The sequence below is a fragment of the Stenotrophomonas sp. YJH_SMC_82 genome (genome assembly GCF_059368875.1).
This window is the reverse complement of sequence record NZ_JCAFSE010000006.1, coordinates 28554-43413: the sequence shown is the minus strand read 5'-3', so window position 1 is coordinate 43413 and position 14860 is coordinate 28554. Positions and strand designations below refer to the sequence as shown.

General features: G+C 65.5%; 13 protein-coding genes and 6 tRNA genes. 15 read left to right on the top strand and 4 right to left on the bottom strand.

The features are described from left to right. Positions 1 to 33: 33 nt before the first annotated feature. The 10 genes from clpP to AC5P53_RS19515 all read left to right on the top strand — a co-directional run bounded on the left by clpP (position 34) and on the right by AC5P53_RS19515 (position 7992). Positions 34 to 660, top strand: a complete 627-nt coding sequence (gene clpP / locus AC5P53_RS19560; protein WP_019659528.1) for an ATP-dependent Clp endopeptidase proteolytic subunit ClpP — start codon at positions 34 to 36, stop codon at positions 658 to 660. Positions 661 to 786: 126 nt separating this feature from the next. Then, on the top strand, positions 787 to 2076 hold the full coding sequence (gene clpX, locus AC5P53_RS19555) for an ATP-dependent Clp protease ATP-binding subunit ClpX (protein WP_014646099.1): 1290 nt from the start codon (positions 787 to 789) through the stop codon (positions 2074 to 2076). A gap of 143 nt (positions 2077 to 2219) precedes the next feature. After that, positions 2220 to 4667 (top strand): endopeptidase La, encoded by a 2448-nt coding sequence (gene lon / locus AC5P53_RS19550; RefSeq protein WP_014646100.1) that lies wholly within the window; start codon positions 2220 to 2222, stop codon positions 4665 to 4667. 219 nt (positions 4668 to 4886) lie between these two features. Further along, the gene (locus AC5P53_RS19545) at positions 4887 to 5159 is read left to right on the top strand and encodes an HU family DNA-binding protein (RefSeq protein ID WP_004146343.1); all 273 of its coding nucleotides are present in this window, start codon (positions 4887 to 4889) and stop codon (positions 5157 to 5159) included. A gap of 11 nt (positions 5160 to 5170) precedes the next feature. After that, positions 5171 to 5245, top strand: a tRNA-Val gene (locus AC5P53_RS19540). Between the two features lie 26 nt (positions 5246 to 5271). Continuing rightward, positions 5272 to 5348: transfer RNA gene (locus AC5P53_RS19535), tRNA-Asp, on the top strand. Positions 5349 to 5431: 83 nt separating this feature from the next. After that, positions 5432 to 5508 (top strand) — tRNA-Asp (locus AC5P53_RS19530). Positions 5509 to 5595: 87 nt separating this feature from the next. Then, positions 5596 to 5672, top strand: a tRNA-Asp gene (locus AC5P53_RS19525). 106 nt (positions 5673 to 5778) lie between these two features. Then, positions 5779 to 5855, top strand: a tRNA-Asp gene (locus AC5P53_RS19520). Positions 5856 to 6036: 181 nt separating this feature from the next. Further along, positions 6037 to 7992 carry a peptidyl-prolyl cis-trans isomerase gene (locus tag AC5P53_RS19515; protein WP_046429130.1) on the top strand — a complete coding sequence of 652 codons (1956 nt, stop codon included), beginning with the start codon at positions 6037 to 6039 and terminating at the stop codon, positions 7990 to 7992. Positions 7993 to 8173: 181 nt separating this feature from the next. On the opposite strand, the gene AC5P53_RS19510 is transcribed toward AC5P53_RS19515, so the two are convergent. Next, positions 8174 to 9376 carry a lytic transglycosylase domain-containing protein gene (locus AC5P53_RS19510; RefSeq protein WP_046429131.1) on the bottom strand — a complete coding sequence of 401 codons (1203 nt, stop codon included), beginning with the start codon at positions 9374 to 9376 and terminating at the stop codon, positions 8174 to 8176. Next, complete coding sequence (gene gloB / locus AC5P53_RS19505; protein WP_241887188.1) at positions 9373 to 10137, bottom strand: hydroxyacylglutathione hydrolase; 765 nt, start codon at positions 10135 to 10137, stop codon at positions 9373 to 9375. The genes AC5P53_RS19510 and gloB overlap by 4 nt, the downstream gene beginning before the upstream one ends. A gap of 11 nt (positions 10138 to 10148) precedes the next feature. Here gloB and AC5P53_RS19500 point away from each other — a divergent pair, with 11 nt between their 5' ends. The 3 genes from AC5P53_RS19500 to dnaQ are packed head-to-tail and all read left to right on the top strand — an operon-like array spanning position 10149 to position 11994. After that, a complete protein-coding gene (locus AC5P53_RS19500; protein WP_041863105.1) occupies positions 10149 to 10793 on the top strand; it encodes a methyltransferase domain-containing protein in 645 nt (214 codons plus the stop codon). Positions 10794 to 10805: 12 nt separating this feature from the next. Beyond that, positions 10806 to 11258, top strand: a complete 453-nt coding sequence (gene rnhA / locus AC5P53_RS19495) for a ribonuclease HI (RefSeq protein WP_014646157.1) — start codon at positions 10806 to 10808, stop codon at positions 11256 to 11258. A 4-nt stretch (positions 11259 to 11262) separates the two neighbouring features. After that, positions 11263 to 11994, top strand: a complete 732-nt coding sequence (gene dnaQ / locus AC5P53_RS19490; protein ID WP_014036152.1) for a DNA polymerase III subunit epsilon — start codon at positions 11263 to 11265, stop codon at positions 11992 to 11994. A gap of 111 nt (positions 11995 to 12105) precedes the next feature. On the opposite strand, the gene AC5P53_RS19485 is transcribed toward dnaQ, so the two are convergent. After that, the gene (locus AC5P53_RS19485) at positions 12106 to 12810 is read right to left on the bottom strand and encodes a PP2C family protein-serine/threonine phosphatase (protein WP_014036153.1); all 705 of its coding nucleotides are present in this window, start codon (positions 12808 to 12810) and stop codon (positions 12106 to 12108) included. A 165-nt stretch (positions 12811 to 12975) separates the two neighbouring features. Here AC5P53_RS19485 and AC5P53_RS19480 point away from each other — a divergent pair. Both AC5P53_RS19480 and AC5P53_RS19475 read left to right on the top strand, forming a co-directional pair. Then, positions 12976 to 13066: transfer RNA gene (locus AC5P53_RS19480), tRNA-Ser, on the top strand. A 312-nt stretch (positions 13067 to 13378) separates the two neighbouring features. Next, entirely contained in the window at positions 13379 to 13783 is a 405-nt protein-coding gene (locus AC5P53_RS19475) for a DUF6165 family protein (protein WP_014646159.1), read from the top strand. Between the two features lie 18 nt (positions 13784 to 13801). Here AC5P53_RS19475 and AC5P53_RS19470 read toward each other — a convergent pair whose 3' ends face one another. Continuing rightward, positions 13802 to 14848, bottom strand: a complete 1047-nt coding sequence (locus AC5P53_RS19470) for a glycosyltransferase family 9 protein (RefSeq protein ID WP_046429133.1) — start codon at positions 14846 to 14848, stop codon at positions 13802 to 13804. Positions 14849 to 14860: the final 12 nt, after the last annotated feature.

The following is a 14860-nucleotide window of genomic DNA, read 5'->3' as shown; positions in this document are numbered from 1 at the left end:
GGTTGTTGCCCCCCAAGATAGGTACCTCACGTAATGGACAACCGAACCAAAGCCCTGAACCTGGTTCCGATGGTGGTCGAGCAGACCAGCCGCGGCGAGCGTGCCTACGACATCTATTCGCGCCTGTTGAAGGAGCGCCTGATCTTCCTCGTGGGCCCGATCGACGATCACATGGCCAACGTGGTGGTGGCGCAGTTGCTGTTCCTGGAATCGGAGAACCCGGAAAAGGACATCAACATCTACATCAACTCGCCGGGTGGCGTGGTCACCGCCGGCATGGCGATCTACGACACCATGCAGTACATCAAGCCGAATGTGAGTACCACCTGCATCGGCCAGGCCGCCTCGATGGGCGCCCTGCTGCTGGCCGCGGGCGAAGCCGGCAAGCGCTATGCGCTGCCGAACTCGCGCGTGATGATCCACCAGCCGCTGGGCGGCTACCAGGGCCAGGCCACCGACATCGACATCCACGCGCGTGAGATCCTGACCCTGCGTTCGCGCCTGAACGAGATCCTGGCCAAGCACACCGGCCAGTCGCTGGAGACGATCGCCCGCGACACCGAGCGCGACAACTTCAAGAGCGCCTTCGAGGCGCAGGCCTACGGTCTGGTCGACCAGGTCCTGGAGCGTCGTCCGGATGAGTCGATCCAGGCCGGTTGACCGGCCTTCACGGGGCCAGGGAGGCCCCGTTCCTGCAGGGTCGGGCGGGACTGGTGTCCCCTCGGCCCTGTGCTATTCTCGAATCGAACCCCCGTTCAGCGGGTGGGGTAACTGGGTAAGCGAAGCATGAGCGAAGACCGCCAAGGTCGTTCCACGGACACCGGCAAGATCCTCTACTGCTCTTTCTGCGGCAAGAGCCAGCATGAAGTGCGCAAGCTGATTGCGGGTCCGAGCGTATTCATCTGCGATGAGTGCGTGGAGCTGTGCAACGACATCATCCGTGAGGAACTTGAGGAAAAGGCGCAGTCGGCGCGCAGTTCGCTGCCCAAGCCGCGCGAGATCCTCGAGGTCCTCGACCAGTACGTGATCGGCCAGAACCGCGCCAAGCGCACCCTGGCCGTGGCCGTGTACAACCACTACAAGCGCATCGAGAGCCGGCAGAAGAACGACGACGTCGAACTGGCGAAGTCGAACATCCTGCTGGTCGGCCCGACCGGTTCGGGCAAGACGCTGCTGGCCGAAACCCTGGCCCGCCTGCTCAACGTGCCGTTCACCATGGCCGACGCCACCACGCTGACCGAAGCCGGTTACGTGGGCGAGGACGTGGAGAACATCATCCAGAAGCTGCTGCAGAAGTGCGACTACGACGTCGAGAAGGCACAGCAGGGCATCGTCTACATCGATGAAATCGACAAGATCTCGCGCAAGAGCGAGAACCCGTCGATCACCCGCGATGTGTCCGGCGAAGGCGTGCAGCAGGCCCTGCTGAAGCTGATCGAAGGCACCGTGGCCAGCGTTCCGCCGCAGGGCGGGCGCAAGCATCCGCAGCAGGAATTCCTGCAGGTGGACACCAAGAACATCCTGTTCATCTGCGGCGGCGCGTTCGCCGGGCTGGACAAGGTGATCCAGGCCCGTTCCACCGACGTCGGCAGCATCGGCTTCGGCGCCAAGGTGAAGAGCAGCGAGCGCAAGCAGGAAGTGGGCAAGGTGCTGGCCGAAGTCGAGCCGGAAGACCTGATCAAGTTCGGCCTGATTCCGGAGTTCGTCGGCCGCCTGCCGGTGGTGGCGACCCTGGAGGAGCTGGACGAGCCGGCCCTGATCAAGATCCTGACCGAGCCGAAGAACGCCATCACCAAGCAGTTCAAGAAGCTGTTCGAGATGGAGAACGTCGAGCTGGAGTTCCGTCCGGACGCGTTGTCGGCCATCGCCAGGAAGGCGCTCAAGCGCAAGACCGGTGCCCGTGGCCTGCGCACCATCGTCGAATCGGTCCTGCTGGACACCATGTACGACCTGCCGTCGCAGGAAAACGTCAGCAAGGTGGTGGTGGACGAATCGGTGATCGAGCACAAGTCCGAGCCGTACCTGATCTACCAGACCCCGGCGGTCCCTGAACAGAAGGCCGCAGGCGCCGAGTGATCCTTCCAGGTTGTTGATTGGAAAGGATTTTCAAGGAATGCCTTGCATCTGAAAGCCGATGGCCCCATAACGGGGCCATCGGCTTTTTTTGTCTCCGGAAGATGCCCTCCCGGAGGCGGTTTTCCCCCTTCCCTGGAGCCCCCATGGCCCGTTCCCCAAGTGAAACCCTCGACCTGCCGGTCCTGCCGCTGCGCGACGTAGTGGTGTTCCCGCACATGGTCATTCCGCTGTTCGTCGGCCGTGACAAGTCCATGCACGCGCTCGAACAGGCAATGGAGGCGGACAAGCGCATCCTGCTGCTGGCGCAGAAGTCGGCCGAAACCGACGACCCGCATGCGGCCGACCTCTACCAGGTCGGTACGCTGGCGCAGGTGCTGCAGCTGCTGAAGCTGCCCGACGGCACCATCAAGGTGCTGGTCGAAGGCCTGTCGCGCGTGCAGGTCACCCACGTTGACGAGCGCAACGGCTCGCTGCACGGCCAGGCCGTGGAGATCGACGCCAGCGACGAGCGCGAAGCGCGCGAGGTCGAGGCGATCGCCCGCTCGCTGATGTCGCTGTTCGAGCAGTACGTGAAGACCAACCGCAAGCTGCCGCCGGAACTGCTGCAGACGCTGTCGGGCATCGATGAGCCGGCGCGCCTGGCCGACACCATCGCCGCGCACATCAGCGTGCGCCTGGCCGACAAGCAGCGCCTGCTGGAAACGCTGGCCGTCGGTGACCGCCTGGAGATGCTGGTCGGCCTGGTCGACGGCGAGATCGACGTGCAGCAGATGGAGAAGCGCATCCGCGGCCGCGTGAAGTCGCAGATGGAGAAGAGCCAGCGCGAGTACTACCTCAACGAACAGATGAAGGCCATCCAGAAGGAACTGGGTGACCTGGACGATGCGCCTGGCGAGCTTGAAGAGCTGGCGCGCAAGATCGCCGAGGCCGGAATGCCGAAGGCCGTTGAGGCCAAGGCGCGCAACGAGCTGAACAAGCTCAAGCAGATGTCGCCGATGTCGGCCGAAGCGGCGGTCGTGCGCAACTACCTGGAGTGGTTGCTGGGCGTGCCGTGGAAGAAGCGCAGCAAGGTTCGCAAGGACCTGAAGGTGGCGCAGGACACCCTCGATGCCGATCACTACGGGCTGGAGAAGGTCAAGGAACGCATCCTTGAATACCTGGCGGTGCAGTCGCGCGTGAAGCAGATGAAGGGCCCGATCCTGTGCCTGGTCGGGCCGCCGGGCGTGGGCAAGACCTCGCTGGGACAGTCCATCGCCAAGGCCACCAACCGCAAGTTCGTGCGCATGTCGCTGGGCGGCGTGCGTGACGAGGCCGAGATCCGTGGCCACCGTCGCACCTACGTCGGTTCGATGCCGGGCCGCATCGTGCAGAACCTCAACAAGGTCGGCAGCAAGAACCCGCTGTTCGTGCTCGACGAGATCGACAAGATGTCGATGGACTTCCGCGGCGATCCGTCCTCGGCGTTGCTGGAAGTGCTCGACCCTGAGCAGAACAACGCGTTCAACGACCACTACCTGGAAGTGGACCTGGACCTGTCTGAAGTGATGTTCGTGGCCACCTCGAACTCGCTCAACATTCCCGGCCCGCTGCTGGACCGCATGGAAGTGATCCGCATCCCCGGCTACACCGAGGATGAGAAGCTCAACATCGCCACCCGTTACCTGGTGCCCAAGCAGGTCAAGGCCAACGGCCTGCAGCCGGAAGAGCTGGAGATCGGCAGTGACGCCATCCAGGACATCGTGCGCTACTACACGCGCGAGTCGGGCGTGCGCAACCTGGAACGCGAGATCGCCAAGATCTGCCGCAAGGTGGTGAAGGAGATCGCGCTGGCCGGCCCGCAGCCGGTGAAGGCGAAGAAGGGCGCGAAGAAGAAGGCGCTGGTGAGCGTGTCCAGCAAGAACCTGGACAAGTACCTGGGCGTGCGTCGCTTCGACTTCGGCCGTGCCGAGGAAGAGAACGAGATCGGCCTGGTCACCGGCCTGGCCTGGACCGAGGTGGGTGGCGATCTGCTGCAGATCGAATCGACGCTGGTGCCGGGCAAGGGCCAGCTGATCCTGACCGGCCAGCTCGGCAACGTGATGAAGGAATCGGCTTCAGCGGCGCTGTCGGTGGTGCGTTCGCGCGCCGTCGGCTTCGGCATCGACAGCGACTTCCTGCAGAAGCACGACGTGCACCTGCATGTGCCCGATGGCGCTACGCCGAAGGACGGCCCGAGTGCCGGCGCGGCGATGGTCACCTCGCTGGTATCGATGCTGACCAAGGTGCCGGTGCGTGCCGACGTGGCGATGACCGGCGAGATCACCCTGCGTGGTCGCGTCACGGCCATCGGTGGACTGAAGGAGAAGCTGCTGGCCGCACTGCGTGGCGGAATCCGCACGGTCATCATTCCCGAGGAGAACCGCAAGGACCTGGCCGACATCCCGGCCAACGTCACCCGCGATCTGGAGATCGTGCCGGTGAAGTACATCGAAGAAGTCCTGGACCTGGCGCTGGAGCGTCCGTTGGCACCGAAGAAGGCGCGCAAGAGTGCGCAACGTGTCACGGTGCGCAGCAAGGCCAAACCGAGTGGAAACGCGCGCGTCAAGCATTGACGCGCGCTGTCCAATGGCCCGAAACCCGCGTCGTTGCTGGCTTTCCAGCTTGCGTGGGGGTAGGGCCACTGGTATAAAAGCAGCACTCGCGAATGAGTGATCGCAGTCTGGCGATCGCTGAATTCGGCGAACCGTTTCCACATGGCGGCCGCATGCAGAGCGCGTGCGGTTGCTTCCCTGTCGAATAAGCGGAACCCACCGCCAAAGGAGTTGTAGAGAATGAACAAGACCGAATTGATCGATGCCGTTGCTGAAGCTGCAGACCTGACCAAGGCCGAGTCCAGCCGCGCTGTCGATGCCGTCGTTGCTGCCGTCACCAAGGCGCTGAAGGACGGCGATGCGGTCACCCTGGTTGGCTTCGGTACCTTCCAGGTCCGCGACCGTGCTGCCCGCACCGGCCGCAACCCGAAGACCGGCGACACCATCAAGATCGCTGCTTCGAAGAATCCGTCGTTCAAGGCTGGTAAGGCCCTGAAGGATGCTGTAAACTAAGCGGCTCGCTGGGGTGCTTAGCTCAGCGGTAGAGCGTCTCCTTTACACGGAGAGGGTCGGGGGTTCGAAACCCTCAGCACCCACCACAGCACCGCGGTAAAAGTTTGAGTGTGGAGCGGTAGTTCAGCTGGTTAGAATGCTGGCCTGTCACGCCGGAGGTCGCGGGTTCGAGTCCCGTCCGCTCCGCCATTCAACGAGGCCTCCGGCCAAAAGCTGGAGGCTTTGTTTTCTCCCCGGTCCAGGCCGGCTGAAAGCAAAAAAGGTAACAACGCGGAGCGGTAGTTCAGCTGGTTAGAATGCTGGCCTGTCACGCCGGAGGTCGCGGGTTCGAGTCCCGTCCGCTCCGCCACTACATCGAGGCCCCCGGCCTGAAGCTGGGGGCCTTGTCTTCTCACCGACAGGTTCGGAAGGAAGGCGAAAAGGTTTTTGCAAGAACGGAGCGGTAGTTCAGCTGGTTAGAATGCTGGCCTGTCACGCCGGAGGTCGCGGGTTCGAGTCCCGTCCGCTCCGCCATTGCAGAATTCTTAAGTCCCTGTGAAAAAACTTTGAAAAAAGTGTTCATCGGGCTGGGTTTCCAGACAGTCTTCGGATATACTGGGCGCCTGCAAAGTTCAAGCGCGGAGCGGTAGTTCAGCTGGTTAGAATGCTGGCCTGTCACGCCGGAGGTCGCGGGTTCGAGTCCCGTCCGCTCCGCCAACTTCAAAAGCCCTCGGCGCAAGCCGGGGGCTTTTTCTTTGCGCCATGGTGGAAATGGTCGACACGCGGATGGCGCATGCCTGCCGATGTGGGCGCAGGCCGCGCTGGCGCTGCTTTTGGTCCCTGCGGCGAAGCGGGTTACACTGCCGGGCTCGCCAATAAGGCCTTGTGATTCCTCACCATGCTGCAGAAACTCCGCGACAAGACCTCAGGCTGGATCGTCACTGTGATCCTGGGGCTGCTGATGATTCCGTTCCTGTTCGTGATCGACAACAGCTACCTCGGTGGCGTTGGCGCACAGAACGTGGCCAAGGTTTCCGCGCCGCCGACCTGGTGGCGTTCGGCGCCGTCGTGGTGGCCGGTGCGCATGCTGTGGCAGCACCACGAGATCAGCTCGCAGGATTTCCGCACGCGTTTCGAGCAGGAGCGCATGCGTGAGCGCCAGCAGCAGGGCGACAACTTCGACCCGCGCGCGTTCGAGAGCACCGAGAACAAGATGGCCGTGCTCGACCAGCTGATCGACGAGCAGGTCGTGCGCCTGGTCGGTGAGCAGGCGGGCGTGGTGATCGGCGACGGCGCGGTGCGCGAGTACATCGCGACCATGCCCGCATTCCTCGATTCGAACGGCAAGTTCAACGAGAACAACTATCGCCTGGCCCTGGCCGGCGGCAACCCGCCGCGTACGCCGACCCAGTTCCAGGAGCTGGTGCGCGAGAGCCTGCAGCAGTCGGTGATTCCGTCGGGCCTGCAGAGCTCCGGCTTCGTCACCCAGGCAGAGACCGAGCGCCTGTTGAAGCTGCTGGGCGAAACCCGCGACGTCGAGCTGGCCGCGTTGCCGCCCGTACCGGCCGATACCGCGCCGGTCACCGATGAGCAGATCAAGCAGTGGTACGACAGCCACGGCAAGGATTTCCGCCAGGCCGAGAGCGTGTCGCTGGAGTACGTCGAGATCAACGGCGCGAACCTTCCGGCACCGGCGGCGGCCGATGAAGCCACCCTGCGCAAGCGCTATGAAGACGAGAAGGCGAAGTTCACCTCGCCGGAGCAGCGCCAGGCCTCGCACATCCTGATCACCGGTGACGGTGCAGAAGCCAAGGCGAGCAAGATCGCTGCCGAAGCCAAGGCCGCTGGTGCCGATTTCGGCGCGCTGGCCAAGGCCAATTCGGAAGATCCGGGCTCCAAGGACCAGGGCGGGGACCTGGGTTGGGTCGAGCGCGGTGCGATGGTGAAGCCGTTCGAGGACGCGCTGTTTGCGGCCAAGGCCGGTGACGTGATCGGCCCGGTGAAGACCGAGTTCGGTTACCACATCATCAAGGTGGCCGCTGTGCGCGGTGGCCAGGGCAAGTCGTTCGAGGAAGTGCGTGACACGCTGGCCGCCGAACAGCTGAAGGCCGACGGTGAGCGCGGCTTCAACGAGCTGGCCGGTCGCCTGGTCGATGCCATCAACAAGAGCCCGAGCGACCTGGCCGCTGCCGCCAAGGAAGTGAACCTGCCGCTGCAGACGCTGGGCCCGATCACCCGCGCGACCGCCAGTGGCATCGCGGCTGACCCGGCCGTGCTGCGTGCGGCGTTCTCCGACGTGCTGGTGCAGGACGGTACCGCCAGTGACCCGATCGCCCTGGGGGGCGCGACCAACCACAGCGTGGTCATCCGCGTGGCTGCGCACACCCCGGAACAGGCCCTGCCGCTGGACAAGGCTCGTGACCAGGTGATCGCCGCGATCCGCGCTGACCGCCAGCGCCAGGCCAGCGACAAGGCGGCCGATGCGATCCTGGCCAAGCTGAAGGCGGGTGCCACCCTGCAGTCGCTGGCCGCCAGCGAGAAGCTGCAGCTGAGCCCGATGCCGGGCCTGCCGCGCAGCCAGCCGGTGCCGACCCCGGAAATCAACCGCGCGATCTTCAGTGCGCCGGTGCCGGCCGAAGGCAAGCCGAGCTATGGCAAGGTCGACGTCAATGGTCACGCGCTGCTGTTCGCGGTGAACAAGGTCAATCCGGGCGACATCAAGGAAGTGACTGCAGAGCAGCAGAAGCAGCTGAAGGAACAGCTGAGCCAGATCGATGGCATGGCCGCGGCCAAGGCCTACATCGAGGCGATGCGCAAGAAGTTCGTGATCCAGACCACCGAGGCGAACCTGTAAGCCTTGCGGCGAGCAGATCGAAGAAGGCCCGGCATTGCCGGGCCTTTTTTTGTGCGGGCGCTGCTGGAAATCGAATTGTAGAGCCGAGCCCGTGCTCGGCTGGTCATGAACCCCGACAAGTCGCAGGCAAGAAAAAAGCCGAGCATGGGCTCGGCTCTACAGGAGGGCCCTGGCCTACGCGTCAGTCTTCGACGCGCAGCACGGCGCCCGGCTTCAGCACGCTGCTGCCGCTCAGGCCGTTCAGCGACAACAGGGCCTTGACCGGCATGCCGTAGCGGCGGGCGATGGTCCAGGCCGACTCGCCATCACGCACGGTGTGGCGGCGGCTGCGCGGACGATCAGCGATCGCGGCGACGGTCTTGGCCACCTGCGGCGTCGGTGCTGCGGTGGCGACTGGCGCAGCGCTGGCGACCAGGGCGGATGCGGTGTCCGCCACCGTCGCATTGGCAGCCGAGACAGGAGCCAGCACGCGGGTGGTACCCGACGAGGCGCGGCCACCGCCCGCCAGGGCGGGGTTGAGGCGGGCGATCCTGGCCGGGTCCAGGGCGCGCTGTGCGGCCCACTGCTGGACGCTGGTGCCGGCGGGCAGGGTGTGGTCCTTCAGCACCGGCACGGTGCGGTCCAGCGAGGCCATCACGCCCGGCTGGTCTTCCACGTCTTCCAGCACGCAGGCCAGGGCATGCAGCTTCTCGACGTAGGCATGGGTGACCGGCGACAGGCCGGGCAGCGCCGACGGCTTGGCGTTCTGCGCGTTCATGCCGGCCTTGCGCATGGACTGCAACACGCGGTACTCACCGGCGTTGTAGGCCATGGTGGCCAGGCGCCAGTCGCCGCCGAACATGCCGTGCAGGGTCTTCAGGTAGCGCACTGCGGCCTGGGTGGAATCGACCGCCGACAGGCGGCCATCGTAGCCGTTGGCCATGGGCACGCGGTGGTTGCGCGCGGTGGTGGCGATGAACTGCCACAGGCCGGTCGGGCCGCTGCCATTGCGGGCATTGGGCCGGTAGCCGCTTTCCACGAACGGGATCAGTGCGAATTCGGTAGGCAGGTTGGCCTTGCGCAGCTCTTCAACCACGTAGCCGAACAGCACCAGCGCATCGTCATCCTGGTTGGCCAGGCGCGACGGGGCGTGGGCGAACTGCTTCTGCCAGCGCGGGCTGGTGGCCTCGGCATTGCAGGTGGGCTCGGCCAGGCCGTCGCGGAAGCTGGAGAAGATCTCCTGGCCATTGCGGACCGACGCGGCCGGCAACGCGGCCGGATCCAGCGGCAGGGCCGCCGCGGCGGCCAGGTTCTGGCCGATGCCCGCGCCCAGCGACTGGGCACCGGCGGTTCCGGCCAGCCCCAGGACCAGGCCCAGGGCCAGCGGCAGACTTCGGCGCATCATGCGCGGAAGCCGTCTTTCCAGTGCCGGAGACCGGCCATGACGTCGACGTCGTCAACGACGTCGCGGCCCAGGTGCGCCGACACTGCCGCGCGGATCGGCGCCGTGTGCACACGCAGGAACGGATTGCAGTCGAGTTCGTTGGCCAGGGTTACCGGCAGGGTGGAACGGTCATCGCGGCGCATGGCCAAAGCCTCCTCTTGGCGCTGCCACAGGGCAGCGTTGGCGGGGTCGACATGCCGCGCGAAGACGGCATTTGACACGGTGTACTCGTGGGCGCAACAAAGCAGCAGTTGCGCGGGCAAGGTACCCAGCTTGCGCATCGATGCCAGCAGCTGGGACGGCGTACCTTCGAACAGGCGTCCACAGCCCAGGCTGAACAACGAATCTCCGCTGAAAAGATGTTCAGCAGTGTGAAACGCGATGTGGCTGCGGGTATGCCCGGGCACGGATAGTACGTGGAACGTCCGGCCCAGTGCCTGAACGCGTTCACCTTCGCCGACCCGCTCGGTCGCTGCAGGGATGCGCTCCTCGACGGGCGCGATGACCCGTGCGCCGGGAAAACGTGCCTGCAACGCGGGCACGCCACCGATGTGGTCATCGTGGTGATGGGTGAGCAGGATCGTGTCCACGCGCAGGCCCTGATCGGCCAGCGCAAGCACCGGCGCGGCATCGCCGGGATCGACGACCACGGCAGCGCCAGCGTCGTCGATCAACGTCCAGATGTAGTTGTCCGCAAATGCGGGCAGGGCAGTCAGTCGCATAGAATTGGACCATGCCCGCGCTGCAGAGCACCCGTCAAGCGAGCCAGGCCCCGTGGTTCGACACTGAACCGGCGGGCTCCTTGCGCGTGCTGGAGCGGCAGTTGCTGCTGCCGCAGCTGTCTGTCCTGCCGACGCAGCCCTGGCTGTGGATCGCACCGAGTGCGGCCTGGCTGGAGGATGCGCAACTGGGCGGGCGCGGGCTGCGGCTGTTCCGGCAGGGCCAGGGCTATGCCGGCGACACCCGCTGTGCGCTGCCGCTGCCGCTGGCCAGCGAGAGCGTCAACGCGGTCGTGCTGCAGCATGTGACCGCGGGCGATGCGGAGCGACTGCTGGACGAGTGCGAGCGCGTGCTGATGCCGGGCGGCCACCTGTGGCTGAGCAGCCTCAACCCGTTCAGCCCTTACCGCACGCATTGGCGCCAGCACGGACTGGTGGTGCGCACGCCACAGCGGATCCGCCTGCTGCTCGGCCGCCACGGGCTGGAGTGCGACGATATGCGTTACCTCGGCCCGCTCTGGCGCGGTGCAGGCAGTCGCCGCACGGGCGGTTGGGCGCCGCTGCGCGCGGCCTGCCTGTTCCATGCTGAAAAGCGCACGCTGGCCCTGCCCGGGCCGAAACCGTTGCCGGTGCGTTGGCTCGGCACCGTTGCCACCTGATCTGGAGTTGTATTGAAAACCATCGAAATCCACACCGACGGTTCCTGCCTTGGCAATCCCGGCCCCGGCGGCTGGGCTGCGCTGCTGCGCTACAAGGGCCACGAGCGTGAACTGAGCGGCGGCGAAGCGCACACCACCAACAACCGGATGGAGCTGATGGCGGCCATTTCCGGGTTGGAGACGCTCACCGAGCCCTGCAACATCGTGCTCTATACCGATTCGCAGTACGTGCGGCAGGGCCTGACGCAGTGGCTGCCCGGCTGGATCCGCAAGAACTGGAAGACCGCCGGCGGCGACCCGGTGAAGAACCGCGAGCTGTGGGAGCGCCTGCATGCCGCGACGCTGCGGCACCAGATCGACTGGCGCTGGGTAAAGGGCCACTCCGGTGACCCGGACAACGAGCGGGTGGATACGCTGGCGCGCAATGCGGCCATCCAGATCCGCGACGCCAGCCCGGTAAACTGAGCCCATGCGTCAGATCATCCTCGATACCGAAACCACCGGCCTGGAATGGAAGAAGGGCAACCGCATCGTCGAAATCGGCTGCGTGGAGCTGTTCAAGCGCCGCCCGACCGGCAACAACTACCACCAGTACATCAAGCCGGACTGCGAGTTCGAACAGGGCGCGCAGGAAGTCACCGGCCTGACCCTGGAGTTCCTGGCTGACAAGCCGGACTTCGCGCAGATCGCCGATGAGTTCCTGGCCTTCATCGATGGCGCCGAGCTGATCATCCACAACGCGGCGTTCGACCTGGGCTTCCTCGACAACGAGCTGTCGCTGCTGGGCCCGCAGTACGGGAAGATCACCGATCGCTGCACAGTGATCGATACCCTGGTGATGGCGCGCGAGCGCTTCCCGGGCCAGCGCAATTCGCTGGATGCGCTGTGCAAGCGGCTGGGCGTGGACAACTCGCACCGTGCGCTGCATGGCGGCCTGCTCGATGCGCAGATCCTGGGCGACGTCTACATCGCGCTGACCTCGGGGCAGGAAGAGATCGGATTCGGCCTGGGGGATGACGATGGCGGTGGCGCCGGTGCGGCGCTGCAGGCCTTCGATACCAGCAAGCTGCTGCCGCGTCCGCGCGTAGTGGCCACGCCGTCGGAGCTGGAAGCGCATGCCGCGCGGCTGGAGCGGCTGCGCAAGAAGGCCGGCCACGCACTGTGGGATGGGCCGAAGGTGGAAGAGCCCGCCAGCGCGTAATGCCTGGAAGAGGTAGTGCCGGCCGCTGGCCGGCATCTGCGTGAACACGTTTCCCGGTGAGTCGGCCAGCGGCCGGCACTACCGCCTCCACGCATGGCGTGGATCTACGGGTTAATGGCAGCGCACCAGGATCACGCTGATGTTGTCGCGGCCACCGCCGTCGAGCGCGGCGGCGACCAGCGTGTCCACGCATTCCTGTGCGCTTGCATCCTCGAAGGCGAGGGTGCGGGCGATGCCGCGGTCGTCCACTTCCTCGGTCAGGCCGTCACTGCACAGCAGCAGCTGCATGCCGGGGCGCAGCTCGCCGCTGGTGGTGGCCACGTTCAGATGTGCCGGATCGGTGACGCCCAGCGCCTGGGTGACCACGTTGCGATGTGGATGCGCGCGTGCCTGTTCGGCCGTCAGGTTGCCCTGCGCGACCAGTTCCTGCACCACGCTGTGATCCTGGCTGAGCTGTGCCAGCTGGCCGTCACGCCAGAGGTAGGCACGGCTGTCGCCGACCCATGCCACTTCATAACGATTGCCCTGCACGCGTGCGGCGACCACGGTGGTACCCATCGGCAGGGTGTCGTTGCGCCGCCGCGAGGCGCGGATGATCTCTTCGTCGGCGGTGCGGATGGCCTGGGCCAGCGGCGCGCCACGGCGGATCTCGCGCACGATGGTTTCGCGCGCCAGCGCGCTGGCCACCTCGCCGCAGGCGTGGCCGCCCATGCCATCGGCCACCAGCCACAGGGCCAGCTCGCTGTCACCGTAGTAGGTGTCTTCGTTGAGCTCGCGGCGCAGGCCGGGGTGGGTGAGGTGTCCGAATTCGATCATGGTGTGCAGGGGCGGGGTATTGCTGGGGAGACAGGCATCATCGGGGGGCTGCGGGCATCCGGCAAGGCATGCATCCGGGAAATTTTCACTTCATTGACCGGAATGACTTGTCGTCGGCCTGACTTCCTCGTATGATGCGCGTCCCCGGTCCGCCGGGGACCACCCGGAGAGGTGGCAGAGTGGTTGAATGTACCTGACTCGAAATCAGGCAGGCGTTTATAGCGCCTCGGGGGTTCGAATCCCCCCCTCTCCGCCAGATAAAGAAAAAGGGCTGCCGAAAGGCAGCCCTTTTTCTTTATCTGGCGCGGGACGCGACGCGCTCTGCGCGTCGCCCCACACGTTGCTGCGCAACGCGTGGGCCCCTCCCTTTGCCGGCCTCTCCCCGCCCCTGTCGGGGCAGCCCCTCAACAGAGGGGCTTGGTCCTCCAGATGCATCACTGAGATCCGCGCGGTGCGTGGATGCTGTTCCTGCTGGCAGGCTCATCCACGCATGGCGTGGATCTACCGGGGATATCCGTGCGGACGCTGCGGGTTACCATGTACGCATCACCTGCTGGAGCTTTTCCCCATGACCGCTGAAATCCTCGTTCCCGTTTCTTTCGGCGAGCTGCTGGACAAGATTTCGATCCTGCAGATCAAGTCCGAGCGCATCAGCGACGAGGGCAAGCTGGCCAACGTGCGCAGGGAGCTGTCGGCGCTGGAGCAGACCTGGATGGCGCACCCGGCGGCCGTGAAGGACATCGCCAGGCTGCGTGCCGAGCTGAAGGTGGTCAACGAGCAGCTGTGGGAGATCGAGGACGACATCCGGCTGAAGGAGAAGGCGCAGGCGTTCGACCAGGGCTTCATCGACCTGGCGCGCAGCGTGTACCTGCGCAATGACGAACGCGCGCGCATCAAGAAGGCGATCAACCTGGCGCTGGGCTCGGCGTACGTGGAGGAGAAGTCCTATCAGGATTACGCGCAGCGCGTGTAATCCCGGGCGGCCTGCCGCTCACCCCAGGTGGTCGGCGACGTAGCGTTCGAAGGCAGCGATACCGTCTTCCACGGTGATCAGTTCCATCACATCGTCGAACTCGATCTTGGTGCCCCACTTCAGATCGGTGGCCTGCTTGGCGAGGTATTTGCGTGCCGCATCGTCGTAGCGGTCCACGCAATAGCGACGATCCGAGTACGGGCCGCTGCGGTTCGGATTGCTGGCCGCATGCAGGCCCAGCACCTTGGCGCCCATCGCGTTGGCGATGTGCATCGGGCCGGAATCGGGCGTCATCACCAGGTTGGCGCGGGCCAGCAGGGCGGGCAGCTGCTTCAGCGTGTCCTTGCCTACCAGGTCCAGCGCCGGCGTGTGCAGCTGTGCCTGGATGGCGTCGGCCATGCTGCGCTCAAGTTCGCTGCGGCCGCCGCACAGCACCACCTGCCAGCCGCGCGTAACCGCGTGGTTGGCCACGGCGGCGTAGCGGTCGGCGTACCAGTTGCGGCGCACGTGGCTGGAGCACGGCGAGATCATCAGCACCGGGCGACCATCGTCGTGCCACTGCGCGGCGGCCCACTCATATGCCGACTGCGGCACGGCCAGGTCCCAGCTGACCTCGGTCTGGCGCAGGCCCAGCGGTTCGCAGAAGCTGCCGATGGCATCGAGCACATGGATGCCCGGACGGTCGGGAATGCGTTCGTTGATGAAAAGCCCATGCAGGTCCTTCGAGCGGCTGCGGTCGTAGCCGATGCGGCGCTCGGCCGGAATGAAGGCCGACAGCAGGTTGGCGCGGAACGCGACCTGCATCTGCAGCAGCGCTTCGAAGCGCCCCGGCGGCAGCTGCCTGCGCAGTTCCTTGACCCCGGCCATGCCGCTCTTCTTGTCGTAGGCATGGAAGGTGACGCCGGGCAGGCCGTCGAGCAGCTTGTGGCCAACCTTGTCGATGATCCAGTGGATCGGCGTGTCCGGGCGCGCGGCCTGCAGGGTACGCACCAGGGGCACCACGTGGGTGACATCGCCAAGTGCGGACAGGCGCAGGAGGCACAAGGAGGAGGACGCTGATGCCATGTGTTGTTAGAC

Excerpts from the sequence above, each read along its gene's own strand:
- AC5P53_RS19485 (WP_014036153.1), bottom strand. The coding sequence starts at position 12,810 with ATGATCGAATTCGGACACCTCACCCACCCCGGCCTGCGCCGCGAGCTC.
- gloB (WP_241887188.1), bottom strand. The coding sequence starts at position 10,137 with ATGCGACTGACTGCCCTGCCCGCATTTGCGGACAACTACATCTGGACG.
- lon (WP_014646100.1), top strand. The coding sequence starts at position 2,220 with ATGGCCCGTTCCCCAAGTGAAACCCTCGACCTGCCGGTCCTGCCGCTG.
- dnaQ (WP_014036152.1), top strand. The coding sequence starts at position 11,263 with ATGCGTCAGATCATCCTCGATACCGAAACCACCGGCCTGGAATGGAAG.
- AC5P53_RS19515 (WP_046429130.1), top strand. The coding sequence starts at position 6,037 with ATGCTGCAGAAACTCCGCGACAAGACCTCAGGCTGGATCGTCACTGTG.
- AC5P53_RS19510 (WP_046429131.1), bottom strand. The coding sequence starts at position 9,376 with ATGATGCGCCGAAGTCTGCCGCTGGCCCTGGGCCTGGTCCTGGGGCTG.
- clpX (WP_014646099.1), top strand. The coding sequence starts at position 787 with ATGAGCGAAGACCGCCAAGGTCGTTCCACGGACACCGGCAAGATCCTC.
- AC5P53_RS19470 (WP_046429133.1), bottom strand. The coding sequence starts at position 14,848 with ATGGCATCAGCGTCCTCCTCCTTGTGCCTCCTGCGCCTGTCCGCACTT.
- AC5P53_RS19545 (WP_004146343.1), top strand. The coding sequence starts at position 4,887 with ATGAACAAGACCGAATTGATCGATGCCGTTGCTGAAGCTGCAGACCTG.
- AC5P53_RS19500 (WP_041863105.1), top strand. The coding sequence starts at position 10,149 with ATGCCCGCGCTGCAGAGCACCCGTCAAGCGAGCCAGGCCCCGTGGTTC.
- AC5P53_RS19475 (WP_014646159.1), top strand. The coding sequence starts at position 13,379 with ATGACCGCTGAAATCCTCGTTCCCGTTTCTTTCGGCGAGCTGCTGGAC.
- clpP (WP_019659528.1), top strand. The coding sequence starts at position 34 with ATGGACAACCGAACCAAAGCCCTGAACCTGGTTCCGATGGTGGTCGAG.